Source organism: Candidatus Pseudothioglobus singularis PS1 (assembly GCF_001281385.1).
Taxonomy (GTDB): Bacteria; Pseudomonadota; Gammaproteobacteria; order PS1; family Pseudothioglobaceae; genus Pseudothioglobus; species Pseudothioglobus singularis.
Genome location: NZ_CP006911.1, coordinates 819,608 through 845,845 on the forward strand (window position 1 = coordinate 819,608; position 26,238 = coordinate 845,845).

Annotated in this window: 31 protein-coding genes; 5 read left to right on the plus strand and 26 right to left on the minus strand. The window is 34.4% G+C overall.

The features are described 5' to 3' along the window. Nucleotides 1–73: 73 nt before the first annotated feature. The 12 genes from groL to W908_RS04210 form a co-directional block, all read right to left on the minus strand. Nucleotides 74–1,714 (minus strand): chaperonin GroEL, encoded by a 1,641-nt coding sequence (gene groL, locus W908_RS04155; protein WP_020028069.1) that lies wholly within the window; start codon nt 1,712–1,714, stop codon nt 74–76. Nucleotides 1,715–1,726: 12 nt separating this feature from the next. Further along, the gene (locus W908_RS04160) at nt 1,727–2,017 is read right to left on the minus strand and encodes a co-chaperone GroES (protein ID WP_053820049.1); all 291 of its coding nucleotides are present in this window, start codon (nt 2,015–2,017) and stop codon (nt 1,727–1,729) included. A gap of 43 nt (nt 2,018–2,060) precedes the next feature. After that, nucleotides 2,061–2,888: an RNA polymerase sigma factor RpoH gene (rpoH, locus tag W908_RS04165; protein WP_053820050.1), complete on the minus strand. Its 828-nt coding sequence runs from the start codon at nt 2,886–2,888 to the stop codon at nt 2,061–2,063. A gap of 50 nt (nt 2,889–2,938) precedes the next feature. After that, nucleotides 2,939–3,562, minus strand: a complete 624-nt coding sequence (gene gmk, locus W908_RS04170; protein ID WP_053820784.1) for a guanylate kinase — start codon at nt 3,560–3,562, stop codon at nt 2,939–2,941. 22 nt (nt 3,563–3,584) lie between these two features. Beyond that, entirely contained in the window at nt 3,585–3,851 is a 267-nt protein-coding gene (locus W908_RS04175) for an oxidative damage protection protein (protein WP_053820051.1), read from the minus strand. Continuing rightward, nucleotides 3,848–5,377, minus strand: coding sequence for a murein biosynthesis integral membrane protein MurJ (gene murJ, locus W908_RS04180; RefSeq protein ID WP_053820052.1), 1,530 nt, complete (start codon nt 5,375–5,377; stop codon nt 3,848–3,850). Before murJ ends, W908_RS04175 begins: the two co-directional genes overlap by 4 nt. A gap of 16 nt (nt 5,378–5,393) precedes the next feature. Continuing rightward, nucleotides 5,394–6,191 carry an acyl-ACP--UDP-N-acetylglucosamine O-acyltransferase gene (gene lpxA / locus W908_RS04185; RefSeq protein WP_053820053.1) on the minus strand — a complete coding sequence of 266 codons (798 nt, stop codon included), beginning with the start codon at nt 6,189–6,191 and terminating at the stop codon, nt 5,394–5,396. A 2-nt stretch (nt 6,192–6,193) separates the two neighbouring features. Further along, nucleotides 6,194–6,640: a 3-hydroxyacyl-ACP dehydratase FabZ gene (fabZ, locus tag W908_RS04190; RefSeq protein WP_053820054.1), complete on the minus strand. Its 447-nt coding sequence runs from the start codon at nt 6,638–6,640 to the stop codon at nt 6,194–6,196. A gap of 4 nt (nt 6,641–6,644) precedes the next feature. Then, the gene (gene lpxD, locus W908_RS04195) at nt 6,645–7,643 is read right to left on the minus strand and encodes a UDP-3-O-(3-hydroxymyristoyl)glucosamine N-acyltransferase (RefSeq protein ID WP_053820055.1); all 999 of its coding nucleotides are present in this window, start codon (nt 7,641–7,643) and stop codon (nt 6,645–6,647) included. Beyond that, nucleotides 7,640–8,137: an OmpH/Skp family outer membrane protein gene (locus tag W908_RS04200; protein WP_053820056.1), complete on the minus strand. Its 498-nt coding sequence runs from the start codon at nt 8,135–8,137 to the stop codon at nt 7,640–7,642. The genes lpxD and W908_RS04200 overlap by 4 nt, the downstream gene beginning before the upstream one ends. A gap of 7 nt (nt 8,138–8,144) precedes the next feature. Then, a complete protein-coding gene (bamA, locus tag W908_RS04205; protein ID WP_053820057.1) occupies nt 8,145–10,460 on the minus strand; it encodes an outer membrane protein assembly factor BamA in 2,316 nt (771 codons plus the stop codon). A gap of 152 nt (nt 10,461–10,612) precedes the next feature. Then, on the minus strand, nt 10,613–10,981 hold the full coding sequence (locus W908_RS04210) for a gamma-butyrobetaine hydroxylase family protein (protein ID WP_053820058.1): 369 nt from the start codon (nt 10,979–10,981) through the stop codon (nt 10,613–10,615). An 85-nt stretch (nt 10,982–11,066) separates the two neighbouring features. Between W908_RS04210 and dapF the strand changes: the two genes are divergently transcribed. After that, a complete protein-coding gene (gene dapF, locus W908_RS04215; protein WP_053820059.1) occupies nt 11,067–11,885 on the plus strand; it encodes a diaminopimelate epimerase in 819 nt (272 codons plus the stop codon). Here dapF and W908_RS04220 read toward each other — a convergent pair. Genes W908_RS04220 through W908_RS04255 form a run of 8 tightly spaced genes read right to left on the minus strand, consistent with a single transcriptional unit; the run spans nt 11,882 to nt 17,000 of the window. Continuing rightward, the gene (locus tag W908_RS04220; protein WP_053820060.1) at nt 11,882–12,685 is read right to left on the minus strand and encodes a symmetrical bis(5'-nucleosyl)-tetraphosphatase; all 804 of its coding nucleotides are present in this window, start codon (nt 12,683–12,685) and stop codon (nt 11,882–11,884) included. The genes dapF and W908_RS04220 overlap by 4 nt on opposite strands. An 8-nt stretch (nt 12,686–12,693) precedes the next feature. After that, on the minus strand, nt 12,694–13,071 hold the full coding sequence (gene apaG, locus W908_RS04225) for a Co2+/Mg2+ efflux facilitator ApaG/CorD (protein WP_020025433.1): 378 nt from the start codon (nt 13,069–13,071) through the stop codon (nt 12,694–12,696). After that, nucleotides 13,049–13,804, minus strand: a complete 756-nt coding sequence (rsmA, locus tag W908_RS04230) for a 16S rRNA (adenine(1518)-N(6)/adenine(1519)-N(6))-dimethyltransferase RsmA (protein ID WP_053820061.1) — start codon at nt 13,802–13,804, stop codon at nt 13,049–13,051. The genes apaG and rsmA overlap by 23 nt, the downstream gene beginning before the upstream one ends. Then, nucleotides 13,794–14,750, minus strand: coding sequence for a 4-hydroxythreonine-4-phosphate dehydrogenase PdxA (gene pdxA / locus W908_RS04235; RefSeq protein ID WP_053820062.1), 957 nt, complete (start codon nt 14,748–14,750; stop codon nt 13,794–13,796). The genes rsmA and pdxA overlap by 11 nt, the downstream gene beginning before the upstream one ends. Nucleotides 14,751–14,757: 7 nt before the next feature. Next, entirely contained in the window at nt 14,758–15,141 is a 384-nt protein-coding gene (locus tag W908_RS04240; RefSeq protein WP_082345011.1) for a DUF2177 family protein, read from the minus strand. A 49-nt stretch (nt 15,142–15,190) separates the two neighbouring features. Continuing rightward, nucleotides 15,191–16,138, minus strand: coding sequence for a lipoyl synthase (gene lipA / locus W908_RS04245; protein WP_053820063.1), 948 nt, complete (start codon nt 16,136–16,138; stop codon nt 15,191–15,193). Then, nucleotides 16,122–16,733, minus strand: a complete 612-nt coding sequence (gene lipB / locus W908_RS04250) for a lipoyl(octanoyl) transferase LipB (protein WP_053820064.1) — start codon at nt 16,731–16,733, stop codon at nt 16,122–16,124. The genes lipA and lipB overlap by 17 nt, the downstream gene beginning before the upstream one ends. Before the next feature lie 6 nt (nt 16,734–16,739). After that, nucleotides 16,740–17,000, minus strand: a complete 261-nt coding sequence (locus W908_RS04255) for a YbeD family protein (RefSeq protein ID WP_053820065.1) — start codon at nt 16,998–17,000, stop codon at nt 16,740–16,742. 97 nt (nt 17,001–17,097) lie between these two features. Between W908_RS04255 and W908_RS04260 the strand changes: the two genes are divergently transcribed. The 4 genes from W908_RS04260 (at nt 17,098) to mnmH (ending at nt 20,258) form a co-directional block, all read left to right on the plus strand. Then, nucleotides 17,098–17,415 carry a rhodanese-like domain-containing protein gene (locus W908_RS04260; protein WP_020028090.1) on the plus strand — a complete coding sequence of 106 codons (318 nt, stop codon included), beginning with the start codon at nt 17,098–17,100 and terminating at the stop codon, nt 17,413–17,415. Nucleotides 17,416–17,478: 63 nt separating this feature from the next. Continuing rightward, a complete protein-coding gene (locus W908_RS04265) occupies nt 17,479–18,129 on the plus strand; it encodes a dUTP diphosphatase (protein ID WP_053820066.1) in 651 nt (216 codons plus the stop codon). Further along, a complete protein-coding gene (selD, locus tag W908_RS04270) occupies nt 18,130–19,173 on the plus strand; it encodes a selenide, water dikinase SelD (RefSeq protein ID WP_053820067.1) in 1,044 nt (347 codons plus the stop codon). It begins immediately after the preceding gene. After that, a complete protein-coding gene (gene mnmH, locus W908_RS04275) occupies nt 19,170–20,258 on the plus strand; it encodes a tRNA 2-selenouridine(34) synthase MnmH (protein ID WP_053820068.1) in 1,089 nt (362 codons plus the stop codon). Before selD ends, mnmH begins: the two co-directional genes overlap by 4 nt. On the opposite strand, the gene W908_RS04280 is transcribed toward mnmH, so the two are convergent. From W908_RS04280 to W908_RS04305, 6 genes are all read right to left on the minus strand, one after another. After that, a complete protein-coding gene (locus W908_RS04280; protein WP_020024353.1) occupies nt 20,255–20,518 on the minus strand; it encodes a 2Fe-2S iron-sulfur cluster-binding protein in 264 nt (87 codons plus the stop codon). The two genes, mnmH and W908_RS04280, sit on opposite strands and share 4 nt — an antisense overlap. 14 nt (nt 20,519–20,532) lie before the next feature. Further along, nucleotides 20,533–21,669: a class Ia ribonucleoside-diphosphate reductase subunit beta gene (gene nrdB / locus W908_RS04285; RefSeq protein ID WP_053820069.1), complete on the minus strand. Its 1,137-nt coding sequence runs from the start codon at nt 21,667–21,669 to the stop codon at nt 20,533–20,535. 12 nt (nt 21,670–21,681) lie between these two features. Continuing rightward, nucleotides 21,682–23,997, minus strand: coding sequence for a class 1a ribonucleoside-diphosphate reductase subunit alpha (nrdA, locus tag W908_RS04290; RefSeq protein WP_053820070.1), 2,316 nt, complete (start codon nt 23,995–23,997; stop codon nt 21,682–21,684). 165 nt (nt 23,998–24,162) lie between these two features. Continuing rightward, nucleotides 24,163–25,032, minus strand: coding sequence for a DMT family transporter (locus W908_RS04295; protein WP_053820071.1), 870 nt, complete (start codon nt 25,030–25,032; stop codon nt 24,163–24,165). A gap of 370 nt (nt 25,033–25,402) precedes the next feature. Continuing rightward, nucleotides 25,403–25,801 carry a Fic family protein gene (locus W908_RS04300; RefSeq protein ID WP_053820072.1) on the minus strand — a complete coding sequence of 133 codons (399 nt, stop codon included), beginning with the start codon at nt 25,799–25,801 and terminating at the stop codon, nt 25,403–25,405. A 51-nt stretch (nt 25,802–25,852) separates the two neighbouring features. Then, nucleotides 25,853–26,236 (minus strand): MORN repeat-containing protein, encoded by a 384-nt coding sequence (locus W908_RS04305; RefSeq protein WP_053820073.1) that lies wholly within the window; start codon nt 26,234–26,236, stop codon nt 25,853–25,855. Nucleotides 26,237–26,238 lie beyond the last annotated feature (2 nt).

A 26,238-nucleotide genomic window follows, 5' to 3' on the forward strand; every position in this document is an offset into this window, starting at 1 on the left:
GGGTTTGAGTGGCAATAATAATACCAAAAAAAAGCCCCAAAAAATGGGGCTTTTCACTATAAAACAAATAGAATTACATCATACCTGGCATGCCACCACCCATGCCGCCCATATCAGGCATTGCAGGACCGCTTTCTTGAGGCATATCAGTTATCATTGCTTCAGTTGTAATCATTAAACCAGAGATACTTGCCGCATGTTGAAGAGCTGCACGCGATACTTTAGTAGGATCTAAGATACCCATTTTAAGCATGTCTCCATACTCTTCTGAAGAAGCATTGTAGCCATAATTACCCTTGCCTTTTAAAACTTCATTTAATACAACAGAGGCCTCACCACCACCATTAGTAACGATTTGTCTTAAAGGTTCTTCTAAGGCGCGTCTACAAATGCTGATGCCTACATCTTGATCACTGTTATCGCCTTTAAGTTTATCCAATGATGAGATAGCGCGAACAAACGCGACACCTCCACCAGGGACAACACCTTCTTCAACAGCCGCACGAGTTGCATGAAGTGCATCATCAACACGATCTTTTTTCTCTTTCATTTCGACTTCAGTTGCCGCACCTACTTTAATCACTGCAACACCGCCAGAAAGTTTAGCTAAACGTTCTTGCAGCTTCTCTTTATCATAATCTGAGCTTGTAGCTTCGATTTGAGTTTTGATTTGACCGATACGAGAAGTGATATTCTTTTTGGCACCTGCACCATCAATCACTGTAGTATTGTCCTTGCCGATTTCAATACGTTTAGCTGTGCCTAAATGCTCTTCAGTAATAGCTTCTAGTGACAAGCCAACTTCTTCAGAAATAACGGTTCCACCAGTAAGGATTGCAATATCTTCAAGAATCGCTTTACGACGATCACCAAACCCTGGAGCTTTAACAGCAGCCACCTTAACAATACCGCGCATATTGTTAACAACAAGAGTTGCTAACGCTTCCCCCTCAATATCTTCAGCAATAATGAGAAGAGGTTTTCCAGCTTTTTGAACTGCTTCAAGTGCCGGCAATAAGTCACGAATATTTGCAATTTTTGAATCATGTAACAAAATATATGGATGCTCAAGGTCTGCAGACATTTTTTCCTGGTTGTTTATAAAATAAGGTGAAAGGTATCCGCGATCAAACTGCATTCCTTCAACGACATCAAGTTCGTTTTCAAGAGTTGAACCTTCTTCTACGGTAATCACACCTTCTTTTCCAACTTTTTCCATAGCCTCGGCAATAATTGAACCAACAGACGTGTCTGAATTGGCTGAAATAGTTGCAACTTGCGCAATTGCTTCACTGTTTTTACATGGTTGGGATGCTTTTTGTAGGTTTGAGACAACTGCTGCAGTAGCTTTATCAATGCCTCTTTTTAGATCCATGGGATTCATTCCAGCTGCTACTGACTTAACACCCTCAGATATTAATGTTTGAGCTAATACTGTAGCAGTAGTTGTTCCATCACCTGCAATATCGTTAGTTTTAGATGCTACTTCTTTAACCATCTGTGCACCCATATTTTCAAATTTGCCTTCAAGTTCAATTTCTTGAGCAACTGAAACTCCGTCTTTAGTGATGGAAGGAGCACCAAATGATTTATCTAAAACGACATTTCTTCCTTTGGGTCCAAGTGTTACTTTCACTGCATTTGCAAGGGTGTTTACCCCTGACATCATTAAATCTCTAGCTTCTGAGCTAAATTTTACGTCTTTCGCTGACATTATAAATCTCCTTTAATCTTCAATTACCGCGACAATTTCATCTTCACTCATCACTAGGAGCTTTTCTTCTCCAACAGTGATTTCAGAACCTGAATATTGACCAAACATTACCGTGTCACCAACTTTAACATCCAAAGGGATTAAGTCTCCTTGTGCACTTATTCTTCCATTTCCAGCTGCAACAACTTCACCTCTTGATGGTTTTTCAGTTGATGAATCAGGGATGATTAAACCACTAGCTGTTGTTTTCTTTTCTTCTACTCTTCGAACGATTACACGATCGTGTAGGGGACGGATTTCCATGTTTTCTCCTGGTATTACACATAAAATTGTCGTAAAAAAGTTATTACTCTTCTAGACGTTCTTTAAGCTTTTTGATAGCTTTATTTTCAAGTTGACGAACCCTTTCAGCGGAAACACCATACTTGTCTGCTAAAGTATGTAAGGTCAATTTTTCTTCTTTCAAGTACCTAGCTTGTAAAATATCGATACTTCTCTCATCTAAAGAAGAAAGAGCTTGATAAAGCCTGTTGTGTTGGTCTTCTTGACTTTTATTGCTGACCACTAATTGCTCTGGATTTTTACCAGGGTCAGATATGTAGTGCTCAGGAGTGTATGTGTCTTCATCATCGTTTACTTCAAACGCAACATCGTTGAGCTGAAGTCTTGATTCCATTTCAATAACATCTTTTTCTCTAACACCTAAATCTTCTGCGATTACTTTTGCCTGCTCACTGGTTAAAGATTGAAATATGTTAGACTTAGCTTGCTTGAGTTTGAAAAAGAGTTTTCTTTGTGCTTTTGTTGTTGCAACCTTCACAATTTTCCAATTTTTGAAAATATATTCATGAATTTCAGCACGTATCCAGTAAACAGCAAATGATGAAAGCCTCACTTTTTTATGAGGATTGAAGCGTTTAACTGCCTTCATTAAACCGATTGTGCCTTCTTGAATTAAATCTGCTTGCTCGAGTCCATAGCCTTTATAGCCGTGAGCAACAAACGCTACAAAGCGCATGTGAGCTAGGACTAACTTTTGTGCTGCAGATAAGCTTCCATCTTCGTAAAGTTCGAGAGCAAGGTTATATTCCTCTTCTGGTGAGAGAATAGGCGGATACTTTTGTACCTCTAGATCTCTAGATACTTTTTTTATCGATAATGCTAAATCACTCATTAAGTTTCCAAGTACGATAAATCAGAGCTAAATTATACCAAAAAAATGTTTTATATCAATTCTTTAAGTAAATATTTATGTCTTAAAACTTGTTTTTCAAGTTTAAATTCAGATTTATTGAAATTTTCATTATTATGAATGATGGTTTTTAAATTTGATAACGCGTCTTCAAAGATATCATTAATCACTAGATAATCAAATTCATCATAGTGTTTCATTTGATTTTCTGCATCAGACATTCTATTTTTAATTGTTTCATCATCATCCTGACCACGACCCTTAAGTCTTTCGAGTAATGATTTTTTTGAAGGAGGCAATATAAAAATACTAATGGCATTAGGCATATTTGCTTTAACTTGACGAGCTCCTTGCCAATCAATCTCGAGAATTACATCAATATTTTTATTCAGATTTTCCTGAATTTTCTCTCGAGAGCTTCCGTATAGGTTTCCAAATACTTCGGCATGTTCAACAAATTCTGTATTAAGAATCATTTTTTTAAAGTCAGTTTTAGAGATAAAGTGATAATTGACGCCATCAACTTCACCAACTCTTGGTTTCCGCGTAGTGTGAGTGACTGACAAGTATAAATGTTCTGAGTTGTTGAGTAACGCATCAACTAAGGTTGTTTTTCCACACCCTGAAGGAGCGGCAATAATGAATAAATTAGACATTATTTGGTAGAGTTTTTTATCATTATTTTGGAATATATCCCTTGATTTGATCAAGATCATTATCCGAAAAAAAATACTTTTCCATTTGTTCTTTTAAGTAGGCTTGAGACGACTCTTCAAATAAATTTAAGTTATTTTCATTAATAAGCATTGTTTGATGATCAAGCCACATTTGCCAAGCATTCTTAGAAACCGAATCTAATATTTTTTTTCCAAGTTCACCAGGGTAGGGCGCCCTATCTAAACCTTCTGATTCTATCTTTAATTTAACGCAATAAACTGTACTCATAAATTTTTTAATCTAACTCCAAGTATAAATAGTGACAAAAAATAGATAGCTATTGATATAACTATCGTCTTAAAAATGAGTGCAGATCTTTCGATCATAGAGGACTCATAATAAATATAAATATCCGAATCAAAATAGATAATGTATAAGGACATTATAAAGACTGAAAATATAACTTTAAACAACATTTTATATAGATTAGTGTGCAACTTATAGATAGACTGCTTGATTAAGAAAAAGTAAAGTATCAAGGCATTTAGCAGCGCTGAAATAGAGGTTGCCAAAGCTAGGCCTACATGTCCATAAAATTGAACTAAGATAAGGTTTAAAATGATATTTGAAACCATTGCAACAACTCCAGCCTTGACAGGTGTTTTAGTATCTCCTCTAGATAAAAAAATAGGTGCAAAGATTTTAATAGCAATAAATGCCATTAATCCTGAACCATATGCTTGAAGACTGTATGAGGTTTTCATGGCTGAATTAATATCAAATGCTTCATATTGAAAAAGAGTAAAAATCAATTCTTTTGAGAGTAGAACCAATCCAATACAAGCTGGAATACCAAATAAAACTGCCAATATAAGTGCTCTATCAATAGTTTCGATAAAGCTCTTAGAATCTTTTTGAGCATGATAATTACTTAGTTTTGCTAAAGCAACAGTTGCAAGTGCTATCCCAATTAACGCCAATGGAAGCTCCAGTAATCTATCTGAATAGTAAAGCCAGGAAACACTACCTGCAATAAGTGTTGAAGCAATCATAGTATCAACCAAAAGGTTTATTTGAGAGACTGAAACTCCAAATAATGCAGGCAACATTCTTTTTTTAAGTGTTATAAGAGCTTGATGATGTCCAAATTTTAATTTTGGTAGTCTTTTAATTTTCCTTAAAAAAGGAATTTGAAATGCAAGCTGCGCGATACCACCTATTAAGACGCCCCATGCAAGCGCTATAATTGGAGTTGATAGATATTTTGATAAGAAAATTGCACTTAAGATTAATGAAATATTTAGCAAAACTGGTGTAAATGCGGGAACAGTAAAATTATCATAAGTATTAAGAATTGATCCTGATAAAGCTGTCAGAGAAATAAGTAATAAATATGGAAAAGTTATTCTTAGCATATCAGAAGCTAGCTGAAACTGCTCAGGATCTGCCTTAAAGTAGAATCCCCATGCAAATAAAAAGATAATAAGAGGTGCAATAATTACAGCTACCAGAGTAATAATCATTAGAACACTTAAGAGCTTAGTCGCAATATGGTTGATTACTAGCTGAACCTCTTCTTCACTATGGTTTGCTTTAGTATCAGCTAAGATTGGTAAAAAGGCTTGAGAAAAAGCACCTTCAGCAAACAAACGCCTAAAAAAGTTTGGAATTCTAAATGCGACTAAAAATGCATCTGTTAACTCATTTGCCCCAAAAAGCCTTGCAATAACAAAGTCTCTGATTAGACCTAATATCCTTGAAATAAAGGTCATTGCAGAAACGATGCTGCTTGACCTTATAAATGATTTGGACATGATTTATGGTAATTAGTTACTCATCTGCTGGACCACGCATAATACCCACTCTTGAATTCCTGATGCATTTGACGAATTGCATGACTTCAGGGTTATCAGACTCTGATGCTTCAAGCTTACTAAGAGCTTGATCCAGAAGTCTTCCCTGAGAATCTCTATAAACTACCTTAAAGGCTCTTTTAATTGAAGAGATAGAACTAGCACTAAAGCCCCTTCGTTTCATTCCTACAGAGTTAATGCTTCTAATTTTTGGATGAATTCCTGAAGCAACCATATAATCAGGGATGTCTTTATTTATTTGGCATCCCATACCGGCATATGTATGTCTTCCAATATTACAAAATTGTTTTACTAATGCAAAGCCACCAAGAATAGCCCAATCAGAAATTCTAACATGTCCAGCTAAAGAGGCATTATTTGACATAATGATATGATTTCCAAGTTGGCAGTCATGAGCAATATGAACATATGACATTAGCATATTGTTTGAGCCAATCCTCGTTAAAGAGTTTTCTTTTTCAGTGCCTCTATTGATTGTACAGAATTCTCTTATCAGGTTGTCATCGCCAATAACTAGGTTACTTTCTTGACCTTCTTGATAGGTTATGTCTTGGGGGTCTCCTCCAATTGATGCAAAAGAGTAGATATGATTATTTCTTCCAATTTTAGTGGGTCCTTCAATAACTGCATGAGATTCAATGACTGTTCCAGGACCAATTTCAACGTTAGCACCAACTAGGGCATATGCAGATATTACGGCATCCTTATGAATTTTTGCACTCTCATGAACAATAGCTGAGGAATTTATAGGCATAATCAGCTATTTGCTTTTTTTTGTGTACATAAGATTTCAGCTGATGTTACAAGCTCCCCTTCAACTTTTGCCGTGCAGTTAAATTTCCACATACCACGCTTAACGGTAACAACTTCTGCATAGATTTCAAGCTGGTCACCAGGCTCAACAATTCTTTTAAAACGAACTTTATCGACTCCAACTAACATATATATTTGACCAATTTCAGGTCTGCCTACTTCTGATTTAAAAGCCAATATTCCAGTTGCTTGAGCCATAGCCTCAATAATTAGAACACCGGGCATTATCGGCTGATCAGGAAAGTGGCCAGTAAATTGTGGTTCATTAAAAGAAATGTTTTTAATGGCTGTCAAATTTTTACCTGATTCAAAACTAATTACCCTATCAATGAGTAAAAAAGGGTATCGATGAGGGAGAAAATTTTTAACCTCGTTTATATTCATATCCATAGTATTACCTAATATCTTTCAATTTTATTTTCATGAAGGTAGCAATTTTATCAAGTTTTGTTAGCCATATACTTACCTTTTTCCATTCTGAATGAAGCATGAGGGGCACGAAACCAGTATATACACCAGGTTTAGTAATATTTCTATTGACAGTGCTTGTAGCATTTATAACAACATCATCTGTAATCTTTAAGTGGTCAACTATGCCTACAGCACCACCTATCATACATCTTTTTCCAATAACTGTTGTCCCAGCAATGCCTGTTTTAGCTGCAATAGCAGTTCCTTCTCCAATAACTACGTTGTGAGCTATGTGAATAAGATTATCAAGTTTTACACCTTCATGAATTATTGTATCTGAAATAGAGCCCCTATCAATTGTTGTGTTAGCTCCAATTGATACATTATCACCAATTTGAACTGAACCAAGATGAGCAATAGGACTCCATTTTTTATTAGCATCTCTGGCATTACCAAATCCTTCAGAGCCAATAACTGCACCAGGAGAAATAACACAATTATTCCCAATCTGACATTCTCTTTGAATAGTAACATTTGGCTCAATTATTGAGTTAGAGCCAATACTCACATTATCTTCAATTACACAATTAACTCCAATGATTGATCCAATGCCAATTTTCACATTTTTACCAATTAAGCTACTTGCAGCAATCTTAGAATCAGGATAACTTAATTGGTGGCCATATTTAAAATGTCCAATATTTTGAGTAACCTTAAATTTATGTGACAGGATTGAGAGAGCAAGATAAACATCTTCAACTATGACAGTGTTTCCTTTACAGAATAGTTTAAGACTTTTATTAATAATAAAAGCTCCAGCATTGGAGTTTTTTAGAGAATCTTTATATTTTGAATTTACTGCATAGGATATTTCCCTTGAATTGGCAGAATCAAGAGTACCAATGCCTTGAATAGATTTAGAGGAATCTCCTTCAATGGACCCTCCAACTAGCTCTGCAACTTCTTTAAGTGTTAATATCATGGTGAAAGTTTTTCAATTTTTTCAATAATTTTTTGAGTTATGTTAACCTCATTACTCACAAAGGCTACGTCTTTATAAAGAATGAGATCATAACCCTCTTCTATGGCAAATTCATTTATAGTTTTGTTAACAAGAGTTTCAATCTTGTTGAGAAGATTAATTTTTTTATTATTAATTTCCTGCTGCCAAAATTTAGTTTCTGTCTCAAAATTTTCTTCTAAGACTCTAAGTTTAGATAATTCTATTTCGTTAGCACCAAGAGTGTTAGTATTATTTTTGGACTCAATATTAATTCTTAGAAGCTCAATATGCCTGAATAAATCTAATAACTCTTGTTTTTTTGGATCAAATTCGCGTGATATTTCTTCAATGCTCTGCTTATATTGACTAAGGTTAAATACAATTTGCTCAGTATCAATAAAACCAATTTTTAAACTTTGTGCATTTGATGAAAAACATAAAGCGCTTAAACAGAATATTACTAAAACCCTCATAGGGTATCTAGAAGCCTGTTCCTAAAGAAAATCCGAAGTCTTCAATAGTGTCACCATCTTTTTTAATAATAGGCGTTGATATAAAAGCTCCAATCGAACCTATAGGACTTAGATAAGCAAAACCGAATCCAGTAGACATTCTTATGTCACCAAATTTGATATTTGAGCTTTTCTCATATATATTTCCAGCATCAATAAAAGCACTCATTCTCATTTTTTCATTATTATCAAAAAAGAATGCTGGTGATATTAAATTTGCACTCCCAAGGATAGCAATTTCGCCACCCTTAGCTTTACCATTTGGATAAAGTGGACCAAGTGTTTTGTTGCCAAAACCTCTAACTGAGCCACTTCCACCTCCAAAATTTCTTTTATAGAATGGCAGAGCTTTTCCACTATAACCTTTAGATAGATTAAGATTGCCTGTAAATTTTAAGGTTGTGGAATTACTTACAGGTCTGTAGCTTGTGTGATCAGCATTTAAATCGAAATATCTATAATCTCCTAATGGAAGAGCTATACCTGCAGAAAGAGAATTATTAACACCATTTGTTGGGTAAAGATAATCATTCAGAGTGTTTTCATTCCAGTTAATATTGAGTTTAAATTCATCATTTCCTGAAGAAGCACATTGACTAGCTTCATATCCCGATCCAGAAAATAAAGCACTACATTTAATCTCATTTGTTGAGAATTCAAACTCAGTATTAAGTCTTGTATTATTGCTCAGAGGAATTCCATAGCCAATACTTGCACCAGTTGTATTAATTTCATATGAATTAGCTGCAATATCATCATCGTTTATTTCACTTCGGAAGGCACCAATACTAACGCTGTGTCCTTCATCATTATAGTTAGGATTCATAAAATAGAAGCTAACTCTATTATATGATTCTGAAACATTTAAATCAGCATTAAGGGTATTTCCAGAGCCAAAAACATTTTTTTCTTTAATTCCTGCTCCAAATGAAATTCCATAATTATTACTATGAGATACAGAAAAACTTATTGAGCCTGTTTGTGTTTCTTCCACTGAAAAATTAATATCAATTTTATCAGGCATATCTTCAACTTCTGAAGTAGAAATTTGAACATCTGAAAAATATCCAAGTCGTCTTAATTTAACTAGAGAGTCTCTTAAAGTACTTCTAGAATAAAGAGATCCTTCAGATACCTCTATTTCTCTTCTAACAACCTCATCTTGAGTTCTAGTGTTGCCAGAAACAGTTATTCTGTTAATGTATACTTTTTTATTTAATGCGATATTAAAGTTAATGTTAACTGAATTTAAAAATTCCGAAGTTATAGGATTTATGTTGACAAATGCGTAACCTTCGTCAGCAAACAAATCAGTGAGTGTTTGAATATCTTGGATTACAAGGTTACGATTAAATACATCACCTTTTTTTAGACTTATTGCCTCATTAAGTTGTTCTAGACCAATAGCACTATACTCCCCATCAAAAGTAATTTCGCCAAGTTGATACTGAATTCCTTCTAAAATTTCGATAGTTATTGAGATTTTTTCTTTATTTTCATCTAGTAATGTTTCAACATTTAAAATTTGAAAATCTAAGTAACCTGAATCAAAATAGGTATTGGTTATCGAATCTATTCCTTGCGAAAACTCAGCTTCAGTAAATAAGTCTTTGTTGGTAAAGTAATTTACTAGCATCATATCAGCTTCACCTATTTTGAATAATTCCAATAAGTTTTCTTCAGAAATTTTGTTAGCACCTTTAATACTAAATGATTCTATTTTAGCTCTATCCCCTTGATTGATATTAAGCTCTATCCCCACTCTATTCTGAGAGTCAACAGAAATATTAGGAGTTATTTCGGCATTGTAATAACCAGAGCTAGAATACTTTGACTCAAGTAAAAGTATAAATTCATCAAGTTTATACTTAGTATAGGCATTACCAGTAGAAAGCTCACTATTTTCAAGCTCTTCATCAAGGAGTTCATTGCTAATTAGCATTTTTTCTCCTTTAATCCAGTTTGAAAACCCTGAGCCAGAATCAAGGTTAATATCAAAAAACTTGATAGTAGGATTTTCTATTAAAGTAATTTTTAAGGAGTTTTCATAATTTATAACACTAATGTCTGAAAAAAGCCCAGTCTTATAAAGTGACTGAATAATAATATTACTTGAAGAATCTGTATATTCATCTCCAATTTGTAAAGGTAATTGATTTAAAAGTGTATTTTCTGAAGAATTATTTAGACCAATAAAATTAATTTCATTTATTGTATTTGAGTATGCTTTAGTTGTAAAAAATAAGAAAAGAAGAGCTAAGAATTGAGTTAATATATTTTTCATTTTTTTTACCTCTAGTAATTAAATTTCACTTTTACAAAAAAATTTATAATTAAAAATTAAAAATTAAACATTAAATATTATAGAAAAGATTTTAACAAATTAACCTAGTTAGTTGTTAATCTAACAAAAAATATTAAAAATAAGTTATTGGCTCAAATAGAAATTTTATGATAATTTTTATTATTGTCACTATTTTCTTTAACCCGATTGCAATAATCCAACCATAACTCTTCTTTATCAGCCCCCAAATGAAGTAAATAGCTCCATGAGTAGATTCCAGTAGTATGTCCATCATTAAAATGAATGGAGATAGCATAGTTACCCATTGGAACAAGTGATGATATAGATACATCTTGTTTGTTTAGTTGTAATGTTTCTTGTCCAGGACCATGACCCCTGACTTCTGCAGATGGTGAATACACTCTTAAAAACTCACTAGTCAAAGCATAATGATTATCTTTATAGCTAACTGTGAGTAACTTTTTATCCTTGCTAAGAGTGATATTATTTGGAGGAGTCATTTATAGTTAATCGAAATTTAAAGTAGCTAAATTTTATCATAGCAGTAATTGAAAAATTTACTATACAAACGGTTAAAATATATTCATGATAAATTTTACAAAAATGCATGGTTTGGGAAATGACTTTGTTGTGATGAATAATCTTGATGGGGATGTTTGCCTTTCTGTTGAAGAAATACGTCAATTGGCTGATCGTCATTTTGGGATAGGCTTTGATCAGCTCTTGATGATTGAACCAGCAACTTCTAAAAGTGCTGATTTTAGATATGTTATATATAATTCTGATGGTACTGAAGTCAGTCAATGTGGAAATGGAGCAAGGTGTTTTGCATTATATATAAAGAAAAAGAATCTTTCTTATAAAAATCCTTTAACTGTTGAAACGAATGCAGGGCTTTTAGTTCTCAATATAAATAGCGATGACACCGTAAAAGTTGAAATGGGTATGCCTAATTTTGAGCCTTCTAAAATACCTTTGAACTTAAATCAATTATCATCAGAATACAATGTTGGAGGCCATATGATTGGATCCTTGTCTATTGGGAACCCTCATGCTATTTTGATTCAAGATGAAATTGATAATATTGATGGCATTGCCTCTAAAATTCAGTCTAGCGAGTTATTTCCTGAAGGCGTCAATGTTGGTTTCATGAAGATTATAAACAAACGAGAAATTCAGTTAAGAGTGGTAGAAAGGGGGGTTGGAGAAACACATGCCTGTGGCTCTGGAGCCTGTGCTGCTGTCATTCATGGAGTAAGACAGGGGCTACTCGATTCTAAAGTCATAGTCCACTTGAATGGTGGGGATGCAACTGTAGAGTTTGATGGAGAGAAGGTCTATTTAACTGGACCTGGCAAGTTTATTTATGAAGGCTCTGTAAATCTTAGAAGTGGATTCTCTTAGATTTCTACTGAATCTTGTGAAATATAAATATTGTTTGTTAAATTATATGCGGTAAGCTGCCCGCCCCAGATGCATCCATGGTCTACAGGGTAAATATTTTTGGTATCTACATTTTTTAGTGAAGACCAATGCCCAAAAAAGATTTTTTGCTCTTTCATTAAGCGATTTTTATGAAGAAACCAGGCTTTAAAGCCTGCTGGACTTTTATCAACATTGAGCTTGTGTTCAAACTCAAGCTCTCCATCTTCCTTGCAAAATCGCATCCTCATCAAGGCGTTTATTGTGTAACGACACTTTTCCTTGATTGTAAGAGTCTCTGACCATGTGTGAGGTAAATTACCATACATCTGAGATAAAAATTCAATTAGATTTTCATTTCGAAGCTGGCTGTGAACTAATGCAGCATTATTGATGACATCTGATTGAGACCAGTTTGGTGGAACACCAGCATGAACCATTAAGGAGTCCTCATACTCGATTACTAAAGGCCTCTCAATAAGATAATCTAGCAAAGTATTTTTATCATTAGCTTCAAGAATGTCATGAAAGGTATCTTTTTTATTTGGATGTCTATCTGTAAGAGCGCAAACCAATAGATGAAAATCATGATTTCCTAGGACCATTTCTGCATTATCTTTATTCGAGTGAAGAAACCTTAGTGTTTCTAATGAATGAGAACCACGGTTGACAACATCACCTAAGAAATATAAACGATCTCTATCAATATTAAAGTTAATTTTTTTTAGCAGTGCATTTAGGCTATTAAAGCAGCCCTGAACATCTCCAATGGCATAATCCATATAACTTTCTAATGCAGCGTATGAGGTTCGCTCAATGTAAATTCAGGGATATCTGCATCAAACCTTTGGCCTATGTCGCTAATCATTCCATAAGAACCTTTCATAGTCCCTGTCTCAGTACTAATAATTGCTCCAGAGCTATATTTAAAGCTTTCACCAGGTGATAAATGTGGCTGTTGACCAATAACACCCTCACCAATTACCTCTTCAGTTTCGCCTGATTCGTCCTGAATGAGCCAACGCCTTGTCCTAAGTTGAGCGCCAGTATCACCTTGATTAGTAATCGTAATGGTATAGGCATAGGCATATTGTTTATTAAGGATATCTGATTGATCCGAAAGGTAGGTTACTTCTACATTAATTTCAATTTTGTTTTTCATAATCATTCATAAGAGTTACAAAGTTTTCAACACTTAACATTTCAGCTCTTTGAGATAGATCAATGTCAGTTTGAGATTGATTTAGAACTAATTTTAAACAATTTTTTAGTGTTTTTCGTCTTTGAGAAAATGCTATTTTAACGATCTCCTCAAGAGGCTTAGAGTTTTGAACGAGCGACTGTTTTTTAGTTTTTAAATAAAGTATAGCAGATTCAATTTTGGGTTGTGGATCGAAAGATTCTTTAGGCACAACAAACATAAGCTCGGTATCAAAAAAAGCTTGCATAATGACGCTTATCCTTCCATAGACTTTACTTCCAGGAGGGGCTACTATTCGATCTACAACTTCTTTTTGAAGCATAAATGTCATATCAATAATATTATCCCTATAGTTAAGTAAATGAAACAACAAAGGAGATGATATATTGTATGGAAGATTGCCTACAATTCTAACCTTCTGCTTAAATTGATCAAAATTAAAAACCAAAGCATCAGACTCATGAATAGTTATTTTTATATTATTCTTTTTTTGAAGAAGGGCTATTAAGTCTCGATCAATTTCAATGACATGAATGTTTTCCAAATAATCTATTAATGGGAATGTTAAGGCGCCTTTTCCAGGCCCTATTTCAATGATATGATCATTTTTTTTAGGAGAGATTGTTGAAACAATTTGGTTAATGATCTGTTGATCAACTAAAAAATTTTGGCCAAATCTTTTTCGAGGTTTATGAGGCATTACTAGTTAGTTTTTGAAAGAATGACAAGGCACAGTTAAAACTGCCAAGACTAATATTGCCACTCCCCGCTAAGTCCAGCGCAGTCCCATGATCAACTGAGGTTCTAATAAAAGGAAGACCAAGCGTAATATTGGCTGCATTCTTAAATCCACTTGCTTTTAAAACGGGTAAGCCTTGGTCATGGTACATTGCCAGGACGACATCAATATCTTTTAGTGAGTCAACAGTAAAAGCAGTATCTGCTGGAACAGGGCCAGAAAGCCTGAAACCATTTTTACTCAGTGTTTGAATCACAGGCGTTATTGTCTTTATTTCTTCATCTCCAAGATATCCATTTTCACCAGCATGCGGATTAAGTCCACACACTAGAATGCTTGGATTATTAACCCCTAAATATTTAAAATCATTATTAATAATTGAAATCACTTCCGTCAGTGATTCTTTAGTAATATTTTTTGGAACATCTTTGAGCGCTAAATGCGTTGTGGCAAGAGCTACTTTAAGTTTTGTGGTTGCGAGCAGCATGACAGTTTTTGGGCAATTAGATAATTCTGCTAAATACTCTGTATGCCCACTAAATTTTATGCCTGCTTGGTTAATCACTGCTTTATTTATTGGGCCTGTTAGAATGCCATTACACGTCTTATTTAAGCAGTCATGAGTGGCCTGTTTAATGATAGATAGTACATACTCAGCGTTATTTGGATTAAGCTGTCCAGGTACGGTTTTTTCTTTAGATTTAATTGGAAAAATACTTAATTCACCAGCCTTATTAGTACTACTCTCTTTAAGAATAAGTGGTAATTTAAGTAATTTAGCCCTTTCAATGAGAGCATCTGGGTCTGCGTAGACCCTTAGATTTTCAGTCCTTTCTTTTTGAGCATAAATGATTGCAATATCGGGCCCAATTCCAGAGGGTTCGCCTGAAGTAAGTGCAATTGTCATAGGAAAATCAGTTTAATTTATTTATTGTAAATACGGTAAGTGTTGCCACTGCGCCTGAAAGGAACATTCCCCAAAGGATATCTGCTACAACTAGCTTTAAACTAAATATATTCATTGAGGCGTAAACGGTTAAATCATAGGTTCCATAGGTTACTAAGCCAAAAAAAGCACCAATTAAAAACACGTTTAAAAGTGTATTATCTAGATTAGGATTGACGACAAAAAATATGAGTCCCAGTAAGAAAATCACATAAAAAAGGAGTGCTGGAGGAATTTTGAGCTCCATAAGCGACGATACCTCTTGTTTGTACATAGGAGTCGCCACAAAATAAATCCAAAAAACATCGATAATGAAGAAAAAGATTAGCGCTATAAAGAATGTTTTAATCATAATATTAGTATACTTTTAAAGGTTTAGAGAAAGGTCAATTTTATTTTGTTTAGTTAACAAGCTCCCCTTTAGCTTGGAGATCTGCATGGTAGGAGGATCGAACCATTGGTCCGCTTGCTACCTGCGAAAAGCCGAGTTCTTCAGCTATAGTTTTGTAGTGTTCAAATTGTTCTGGTGAAATATACTTTTCAACGGCCAAATGATGACGACTAGGCTGCAGATACTGACCAAGAGTAAGCATATCAACTTTATGTTTTCTTAAGTCTTTGAGTACGTCTATGACTTGCTTTTTTGTCTCTCCAACACCGAGCATTAATCCTGACTTAGTTTTGACAGATGGATGTTTTTCTTTAAAGTTTTTAAGTAGCTCCAAAGATTGCTTATAGTCTGAACCAGGTCTCACTTTAGGATATAAGCTTGGAACGGTCTCTAAATTGTGATTAAAAACATCAGGCGGACAATCTTGAAAAATATCTAAGGCTTTTTCAACTCTTCCACGAAAGTCAGGGGTTAGTATTTCAATTTTAACTTTAGGCGTTTTTTGTCTGATAGCGTCGATACATTCTTTAAAGTGCAGAGCTCCTCCATCTCTAAGATCATCACGATCTACTGATGTAATGACAACATACTTTAATGCCATTTTAGAAATTGTATCAGCTAAATGATTAGGTTCACTAGTATCTAATGGCTTTGGTCTGCCGTGCGCAACGTCACAAAAGGGGCAACGTCTTGTGCAGATCTGACCCATAATCATGAAGGTTGCCGTTCCATGGTTAAAGCATTCACTAAGGTTCGGGCACTGAGCCTCTTCACAGACCGTGAACAATTCCTGACTTCGAAGGGTACTCTTTAACTCATTAACTTTTTTTGAGTTTGTATGTCGAATTCTTATCCAGCTTGGTTTTTTTAGTGGTTCTCTTTTAGAGTCTGGCTTGATCTTCAGCCTACTGATTTTGGATTCACCTTTTAAGGCTTTAATTTCAAGTTCTTGAGACATAATTTGAAAGATGACGAGTTAGTTGTTTTTTGATCTCAGATAATTTAAGGGTATTATCCGTTAGATTTGACATCTGGGTAACATTTAAATCCCTGAAACCACAGGGGTTAATCAGCTTATATGGAGAGAGATCCATATCGATATTTAAGCTCAATCCATGATATGTTCTTCCATGCCTGACTTTTAGTCCTAACGCTGCAATTTTGGACCCATCAACATATACACCTGGAGCGCCGCTAACCTTATGAGTCGAGATCGAGTACTCTTCAAGTAGGTCAATGATTGATTGTTCAATCAAACTGACCATTTTTTTTATTCCAATCCCAAGTCTTTTTATGTCAATTAAACAGTAGACAATCAATTGACCTGGAGCATGATAAGTGATTTGACCGCCTCTATCTGATTGAATCACTGATATATCAGTTTCCTCTAATAGATTTTCGGATCTGCCTGTCAGGCCTTGAGTGAATACACTGTAATGCTCCAAAAGCCAAATTTCATCAGGAGTCTCAGCATTTCTAGAATTAGTAAAAGAGACCATTTCTTTCCAGATTGTGGTGTAATCTTGTAAGCCTTTTTCACGAATTTGAATCATGATAATTTATAAAAGATAAGACACCAGAGGGCAGTTTTGAAGGTCTTCATTTATTGAATCAAGCTGTTTTCTACTTGTTGCAATAATTCTAATGGTCACAGAAACATACTTACCCTTTGAGCTTTTCTTAAGAGTGATTTGATTGCTGTGGAGTTTTCCAACGTATCTTTCCACGATAGTGCTGACTGTATCTATCAAATTAGGTTGACTTAGCCCAAAAACTTTGATTGGATAATCACAAGGAAATTTAAAAACGTCTTGATTCATGTTAGTCACAACCTAAATTTTACCCATTAAAGTTACCTAGACATAATTGTTAATAATAAAATATAATTAATATTTTTAATATCAAATAAATACAATAATGATAGAAGACTTAACTCCCCAAGAATTTCAACAATCGATAGAAAATGAAGGTAATATTCTCATTGACGTTAGAGAGAAATCCGAATTAGATATTTGCAAGATTAATGGCGCAATCAATATGCCTATGAGTTCCATTACTGAAACTTTTTCTGACCTAGATCCAAGTTTAAGTTATTCTCTTTATTGTCATCATGGAATGCGCTCCATGCAAGTTGCTAATTTCTTATTATCTAAAGGCTTCCAATCTCTTTCTAATCTTAGAGGTGGAATTGATGCCTGGTCCAGAGAGGTTGATAATGCTGTTGAAAGATACTAAGTTTTCTTGATACTATCTAATATTAAACTCTTATAATTTATACATCCCCCAATTAAAAAAAATATGAATCAAATTGAACAAATGTTTTTGCTTCAAATGCAATTAAATGATCAAACAAATGGCCAAGTATGGATTAAAGGATATACTAAAGAAAACCGGGAAATATCCTGGTATAGAGGGATTTATATGGAGGTTGCTGAAGCAATTGACTCGTTTAATTGGAAGCACTGGAAAAACATTAATGATGAGCCAGATTGGGATAATATAAGGGTAGAGCTGGTTGATATTTGGCATTTTATTATGTCTGAGTCGATTCGTATCAAAGATCAATCTTATGCCAATAAACATCTGCATATGAAGGCTAAGGGAGATTATGATACTGATGCATTGATAGCCTCATTGGAAAAGATGCTGAAATTATCTGTTACCTCTAGTATCGATAAAGAAATTAATAATATTAGGGAGATCACGGATATATTCTTCATCATAATTTCACACTTAGGTATCGATGTTGAGGATTTATACAAGCGCTATGTTGTCAAGAATCAATTGAATACCTTTAGACAGCAAAATGGCTATAAAGAAGGCTCATATATAAAGATTTGGGGGGGTGTTGAAGACAATGTAGTTGCTTTTGATATTATGAATATGAATCCTAAAATTACCCCAACTGAACTTTATGATGAGCTGGATTCTGCTTACTCTAAACTCTAGATGACTACTGAACATATAAAACTAACTGAATTCAGCCATGGCGCTGGATGTGGCTGCAAGATTTCACCAAAACTTTTAAAAGAAATTTTAGGAACCAAACTGGATAGCTTTGTCGATTCAAATTTATTGGTAGGGCATGAATCAAGCGATGATGCTGCAGTTTATGATCTAGGGGATGGTAGGGCACTCATAAGTACTACTGATTTTTTTATGCCAATTGTGGATGATCCTTTCGATTTTGGAATGATTGCTGGCAGTAATGCTCTAAGTGACGTTTATGCAATGGGCGGTAAACCTTTAATGGCCATTTCAATCTTTGGATGGCCCATTAATATGCTCTCCACAGATGTTGGTGCAAAAGTCATTGATGGTGGCCGAGAGATATGCAAGCAAGCAGGTATTAATCTTGCAGGGGGTCATAGCATTGACTCACCAGAGCCAATTTTTGGTCTATCGGTATCTGGTATTGTAGAAATTAAAAATTTGAAAAGAAATATTGGTGCACAGGTTAATGACACCTTGTTTTTGACTAAGCCATTAGGAATTGGTATTTTATCGACTGCGCAAAAAAAGAAGATTGTGGGCACTAATGATCATGCTACTGCAGTCAAACAAATGTGCACTTTAAATGATATTGGCTATAAATTAGCAGCCATCCATGGGGTTAATGCAGTTACAGATGTTACAGGTTTTGGTTTAGCTGGCCACCTCCTAGAGGTTTGCAAAGGAAGCAATACATCTGCAGAGATAAGTTTCGATAAGCTTCCATTGCTTCCAAATATTTTGAAATATATTGAAAATGATTGCGTTCCTGGTGGGACGCAAAGAAACTTTGATAGTTATGGAGATCAGCTCAGCAGAATATCAAATCTTGAAAGATCAATTATTTGTGATCCTCAAACTAGTGGCGGTCTCCTTGTTTCTGTTTCAAATGAGGCTTTAGGTGAATTTGATAAGCTTATGGAGTTAAATGGACTTAATTTAAATCCTATTGGAAAAATCACTCAAAAGAATGATGAGTCTAAAACAATTGTTTTGAAATGAGTAATCTTGAAGAAATTGATAATTTTTCTAAAATCTTTAAAGCCAATCTCCCTTTACTAGATGTAAGAGCCCCAATCGAGTTCTCTGGAGGTTCTTTCCCTCAAGCGGAGAACTTTCCCTTAATGAATGATAGTGAAAGACATCAAATTGGCATTTGTTACAAAGAAAAAGGTCAAAATTCAGCTATTCAACTTGGACATGAGTTAATCAATGGAACATTAAAACAAGAAAGAGTTGAGAAGTGGCTTGATTTTGTTAGTAAGAACCCAAAAGGGGCACTTTATTGTTTTAGGGGTGGCTTACGCTCAAAGATAACTCAAGAGTGGATTTATGAGGAATCTGGGGTCTCTTATCCAAGAATTAAGGGGGGATACAAGGCTCTAAGATCATTTCTTCTTCATGAAATGGTTAGAATTACTAACAATAAAGAGTTTATTGTGATCGGTGGCCAAACTGGCTGTGGAAAGACAATGCTATTGAATGAGATTGATAATAGTATTGATTTAGAGGGTCTTGCCAACCATAGAGGATCTGCATTTGGGAATAACGTATCACCTCAACCTAAGCAAATTGATTTTGAAAATAATTTAAGTATTGAATTAATTAAAAAAGAGTCTTTTAGTCAATTGTTAATTGAAGATGAGGGTAACAATATTGGAATGATTCATATACCTGATTCCATCAAATTAAAATCACGTGATTCTAAAATTATTTTATTGACTGCTTCACTTGAGGATAGATTGCGAATTAGTCTAAAAAGTTATGTTATTGATATGGAAATACAATTTAAAGCAATAAATTTAGAAAAAGGTTTTGAAAATTTTTCAAACTATTGGCTTACGAGCCTATATAAAATCCAGAAGAGGCTAGGGGGTGATAGATATCAATCACTCTTAACACAGTTAAAGTTAGCCCTTAAAAATCATCAAAATAATGCTGATATCAATGATTATTTACCACTTATTGAATCACTTTTAGTTGACTATTATGACCCCATGTATAATTTTCAAATAAACAATAAAAAACATAGAGTTATATTTAAAGGAAACTCCAAAGAAGTGAAAAAATTTTTAGAAAAGAATTAAATCTTTGTTGTTATTTTTATGTCAGAAACTGGCCTTGATTGGCATGCTAAGATTTCACCCTGAGATAATGGTACAAGACACTCTTGATGAACTACATCACCTTTAACAAGTTTTAAAATACAGCTACCACAATGACCCTGTCTACAGCTATGATTAACTAAGACGTTGTTTGCCTCAAGTTCAGTGAGTATAGAATCTTCTCCATAGACATAGAGCGACTCTGTTTTTCCATTAATATTATCGACATCAATTTTGAACATTTGATGCTAAGCACTTAAAGCTTAAAGTCACTAAAATCTTCGTCTTCAGAGTCAATAGTATTGTCAATCGCACTTACAAGATAAGAGGTAATCTCAGTCTCTTGTGGGGCAACTTGGACATTATCAGAATCAAGCCAGTGGTTTAGCCATGGCAGTGGGTTCGTAGTTTGTTCAAAAATCGGCTGCATATTGAGAGCCGACATACGAATATTGGTAATATATTCAAGGTATTGCTTAAGAATTTGTGCATTAAGTCCAATCATAGAGCCATCCCTGAAAAGATACTCGGCCCACTCTTTTTCCTGATTCGCAGCATCTTTAAACATCTGAATAACTTCTGCTTCACACTCAATGGCAATGGCTTGCATATCAGGGTCATCCTTGCCATCACGCATTAAATTAAGCATGTGCTGAGTGCCTGTGAGATGAAGCGCTTCATCTCTAGCAATTAGCTTAATAATTTTTGCATTACCTTCCATTACCTTTCTTTCCGCAAAAGCAAATGAACATGCAAAACTTACATAGAAGCGGATAGCTTCTAGAATATTTACAGACATTATTGTTAAATAGAGAAGTCTCTTAAGAGAATACATATTAATGTTAAGAGTTTTTCCATCAATTTGATGCTCACCTTCACCGTTGAGGAGGTAGGCCTGCGTATGATTAATTAACTTATCATAATGTTTAGAAACGCTTGTCGCTCTTTGAATAATTTCTTCAGTTTTCATGATTTCATCAAAAACTGCGCCTGGTTCATTAACAATTGCTCTAATAATGTGAGTATATGAGCGAGAATGGATGGTCTCTGAAAAAGCCCAAGTTTCAATCCAATTTTCTAACTCAGGGAGAGAAACAATCGGTAGAAAGGCAATGTTAGGTGAGCGTCCTTGAACAGAGTCTAATAAAATCTGATATTGAAGGTTAGATATAAAAATATGCTTTTCGTTTGGCAATAACTTACCAAAATCAATTTTGTCTTTTGACACATCAATTTCTTCGGGTCGCCAAAAAAAAGAAAGTTGTTTTTCAGTAAGCTTTTCAAACATCTCAAATTTTTGTTGATCAAAGCGTGCAACATTTACAGCATCACCAAAGAACATTGGCTGTTTGAGCGTGTCATTAATTTTTTGATTAAATATACTATAGGACATAATTAATAAATTTTATAGTTTACAAACACCATCTTCACAGTCATCATCGCCTTTTATAGCAGCATTTTGATCATCACTGGCTCCATCTCTAGTTGTATGGTAATAAAGCGTCTTAATGCCATACTTGTAAGCCTTTAAGAGGTCCATTAAGAAAAGCTTCATTGGCACTCTATTGCCATCATATTGCGAAGGATCATAGTGAGTATTTGTTGAGATAGATTGATCAACAAATTTTTGCATAATTGCACACAATTGAAGGTAGCCTTCATTGTCTTTGATATCCCAAAGCAGCTCATAACTTTTATGAAGTTTTTCATACTCAGGAACAACCTGTTTAAGAATTCCATCTTTAGATTGCTTGACAGATATAAAGCCTCTGGGCGGCTCAATACCATTGGTGGAATTAGAAATTTGAGACGAGCTTTCACAAGGCATAAGAGCAGTTAAGGTTGAGTTTCTGAGGCCTTTAGCTTTTATATTTTTTCTTAAAGTGTCCCAATCAAGCTCAAGCTCAGTATTACAGAATTCATCAATATCTTTTTTATAGCTATCGGTTGGCATTATGCCTTTTGCATACTGCGTCTCTGAGAAAAGAGGGCAGGGGCCAAACTCTTCTGCGATTTCATTTGACGCTTTCAATGAGTAATATTGAAGCGCTTCAAATGTTTTATGGATTAATTCATTGCCAGATCCATCAGAGTATTTAGCGCCATTCTTGGCTAGATAGTAAGCTAAATTTGTTACTCCAATACCAAGTGTTCTTCGATTATTACTAGCAATCTCTGCAGCTTTTAGTGGGTAATCTTGATAGTCAAGCAAAGAGTCAAGAGAGCGCACAATAATATCAGTAATATCTTCAAGTTCATCAAGACTCTCAAGAGCCCCTAAGTTAACTGCAGAAAGCGTACAGAGGGCTACTTCACCTTCTTTATCTTGAACAGAGTATAAAGGTTTTGTGGGCAATGTAATTTCCATGCAAAGATTAGATTGCTTAATTGGGGCTTGTGAAGGGTCAAAAGCACCATGAGTGTTGCAATGATCAACATTTTGTAGATATATACGACCTGTATTGGCTCTCTCCTTCATAAACATTGCAAATAGTTCACGAGCACTAATTTGCTGTTTACGAATAGAGTCATCTTTCTCGTACTTTTCATAAAGTTTTTTAAACTTTTTTTGATCAGCAAAAAAGGAATCATAGAGGCCAGGAACATCATTAGGCGAGAATAAGGTTATATTTTCATCTTTTAAAAAACGTTCATACATCAAGCCATTAAATTGGACACCGTAGTCAAGATGTCTGATTCTATTTTCATCGGTACCGGTATTATTTTTTAAAACAATTAGGCCTTCAACTTCTAAATGCCACAAAGGATAAAAAAGTGTTGCAGCGCCACCTCTAACTCCACCTTGAGAACAAGATTTAACCGCTGTATGAAAGTGCTTAAAGAAAGGTATGCATCCAGTATGAGTTGCTTCTCCACCTCTAATTGGGCTACCTAGAGCACGAATTTTTCCAGCATTAATCCCTATACCAGCTCGTTGAGATACATATTTAACAATTGCACCAGAAGCAGCACTAATAGAGTCTAAATCATCATCTGTTTCAATTAAAACACAAGAGGAAAATTGACGAGTAGGCGTTCTCACACCAGCCATAATTGGAGTTGGTAGTGAAATTTTGAAGTTAGATGAGGCATCATAAAAACGCTTAACAATTTTAATTCTAGCCTTACCTTTATATTCTTGAAACAAGCACATTCCAACAAGCATGTACAACATCTGAGGAGACTCATGAATCTCACCAGTCACACGGTTTTGAACTAAATATTTACCCTCAAGTTGCTTAACTGCAGCATACGAAAAGTTCATATCACGCCAATGATCAATATAATTATTAAACTCTTCAAACTCAGAAGCGTTATATTTATTTAGTATATCTTTATCATAAATCCCTAAATTTGTAAGCTTAGTAACATGATCAATTAAAGAGGGTGGAGTGAAAGATTTAAATGCTTTTTTTCTAAGATGAAAAATTGCTAGACGAGCTGCTAAATACTGATAATCAGGAACATCTGTCGAAATTAAATCTGCTGCAGACTTAATAATAGTCTCATGTATATCTTCAGTTTTAATACCATCAAAAAATGCTAATTGAGCATTGATTTCAACCTGAGAGACAGAAATATTTTCCAAGTCTTGGGAGGCCCAATGAACAACACGATGGATTTTTTCAAAATCAATTGACTCTTTTGAACCATCTCTTTTGGTAACTAATATTTCTTGATCAACAGCTTGGTCTTTGACTGCCTGGATTTCCTGGTTCAAACTCAACTCCTAAAAAGGTACTACATTTAGTGCTTACGGTGATAAATATACACTAAATATAGAAAATAAATAATATAGATGAAATTTAATTAAGCTAATTATGTTGAATTTATATCTAACTAATTGAAAAAAAACAAGAAATTTATAAGAGAAAAAAATCTAGAACTAAGTATTTTTTCTTGAAATGAAAATACCAGAAATAATAAGGAGAAGTGCCAAAATATTTTGCCAAAGAATGTCTTCACCAAGCAATAAAGCCCCAAGAAAAAAAGCAACTACGGGTATTAAATAATTAATATTAGATAGAAATGTAGCGCCAGCAGTATTAATAATGATAAAGTAAAGAAAAGCAGCAATCCCAGTTGGTAGGGCACCTAATAGTATAATACTCACACCACTAATAAATGGGATATTAGAAAAATTAATGAAGAAGATGTTGGGCCAAATAAAGAAAGAAAGCAAGCTCGCAACTAATAGAACGCTAGCACTTGACACTAAGGGGTCATAAGAAGGAAGTCGAGAGGCGATAATAGTGTTTATAGCATAAGCACAAGCAGCACCAAGAACTAATAAAACTCCAAAAAGAGTATTGTTGCCATTATTAATAGAAGGTCCAAGTATAAAAAGGACTCCAGAAATACCAATGATAAAGCCCAAAATTTTAAATCTAGTGAGTTTGTCGTTGGGAAGAAAAATGTGAGCCAAGACAAGTGTAACTAGAGGCATAAAAGCCATAAGTAAGCCAGCCATACCAGATGTAATAGTTAATTGACCAGTTGCGATAAGCAGATATGGCAAAATGTTTCCAATCACTGCATAGACAATAAAGTGCAGCCAGGGTGTTATCGTTCTTGGAAAAGATTTTCCATAATAAAGCGCAATAGCGAACATAGTAATAGCACCAATGACGAGTCTGTAACCAACAACTTGCTCTGGTGTGAAAAATAAAAGCGCACGATCAATAAGAAGAAAGGAGGATCCCCACACAATAACAAGCAAGCCTAAAAGCTGATAACTTCTTTTATTTATAGACATATTAGAAACATTGGGACCAAGTTAAAAAAAAGACAATATAAGAACTAGTAGGGTGGGACTAAGAAATATATTATCCATATTTCTTAATATAGGGTTTAAGTATGTTGAAGTTGAAAAAAATAAGTATTATTTAACATAATATAAATTATACGAACATAATACGTAAAAAAAACATGGAATTTAATAGAATATCCTTAAAAAACAATGAGTTACATAATAAGTCCCAAATTTACAAATATAGAGCACTTCATTAACTAACACAGGAAAGTTATCATTAAAATTATAAAAGTAGCTTGAATCGAATATTTAGAGTGAAAGGGTGTTCTGATATAAAAAAACCCTTTTTCTACAATACTAGAGCTCTTTTTACTTACTCTTTGACTCTTCTCTTAACAAACTTACCAGTTGTCCTATATTTTTGACTTGGACTTTTAGGACTTTCAGGAATAGTTAACTCTAAGAATTTATGATCGATAAGTGGATTTATTATCGCAGTTTTAAACTTAGACTTATTGGTTCTTTTGAGAATCTTCATTAATTCTAAAGCAGTACTTTCATTCTTACATTTTTTTAAAATTATTAGATGGTCCCTACTTAGTCCCTGCTTAGTCCCTTTAGTATCAATATGACTTTCAGAGTCATACATAAATGTTAATTGCTCAACTTCTTGGCCAATCTTTTTACTGCGCTTTATATCCTTGGTCCAGTCTTCGGATTGTGTGACTTCTGGGGCTTCTTTAGACTCTTCCTTCTTTAAAAACTTAAACATTTGATATTGTTTTTATTTAATAATTAAATTATATAACTGATTCACTTCTTTTTAATACCTTTTAACGAGTATATTTTCTTTGAATTCCCCTTTTAATATCCTGCCATCATCAAAATAGATGATTTTTCCTCTACCATTTCTTTTATTCAGTTTCCAAAATCCATTGTATTGACTTCCTTCTCCAAATTGCTCTCCAGCAGGATAGTTCATTGTGCCTTGCCCTTCTCTATTGTTTTCCTTAAATGAGCCTATATAGCGTCTCCCATCTGGATATAGCATCTCCCCCTCTCCCTCCAGACTACCTGACTTAAATTCCCCCTTATATACTTGCCCAGTCGGCGATATTAATTCACCGTAGCCCTCTGGCTTGTTATTTATAAATGATCCTGTATATCGATATCCACTTGATGTTGTGTATATCCCTTTTCCCTGCATAC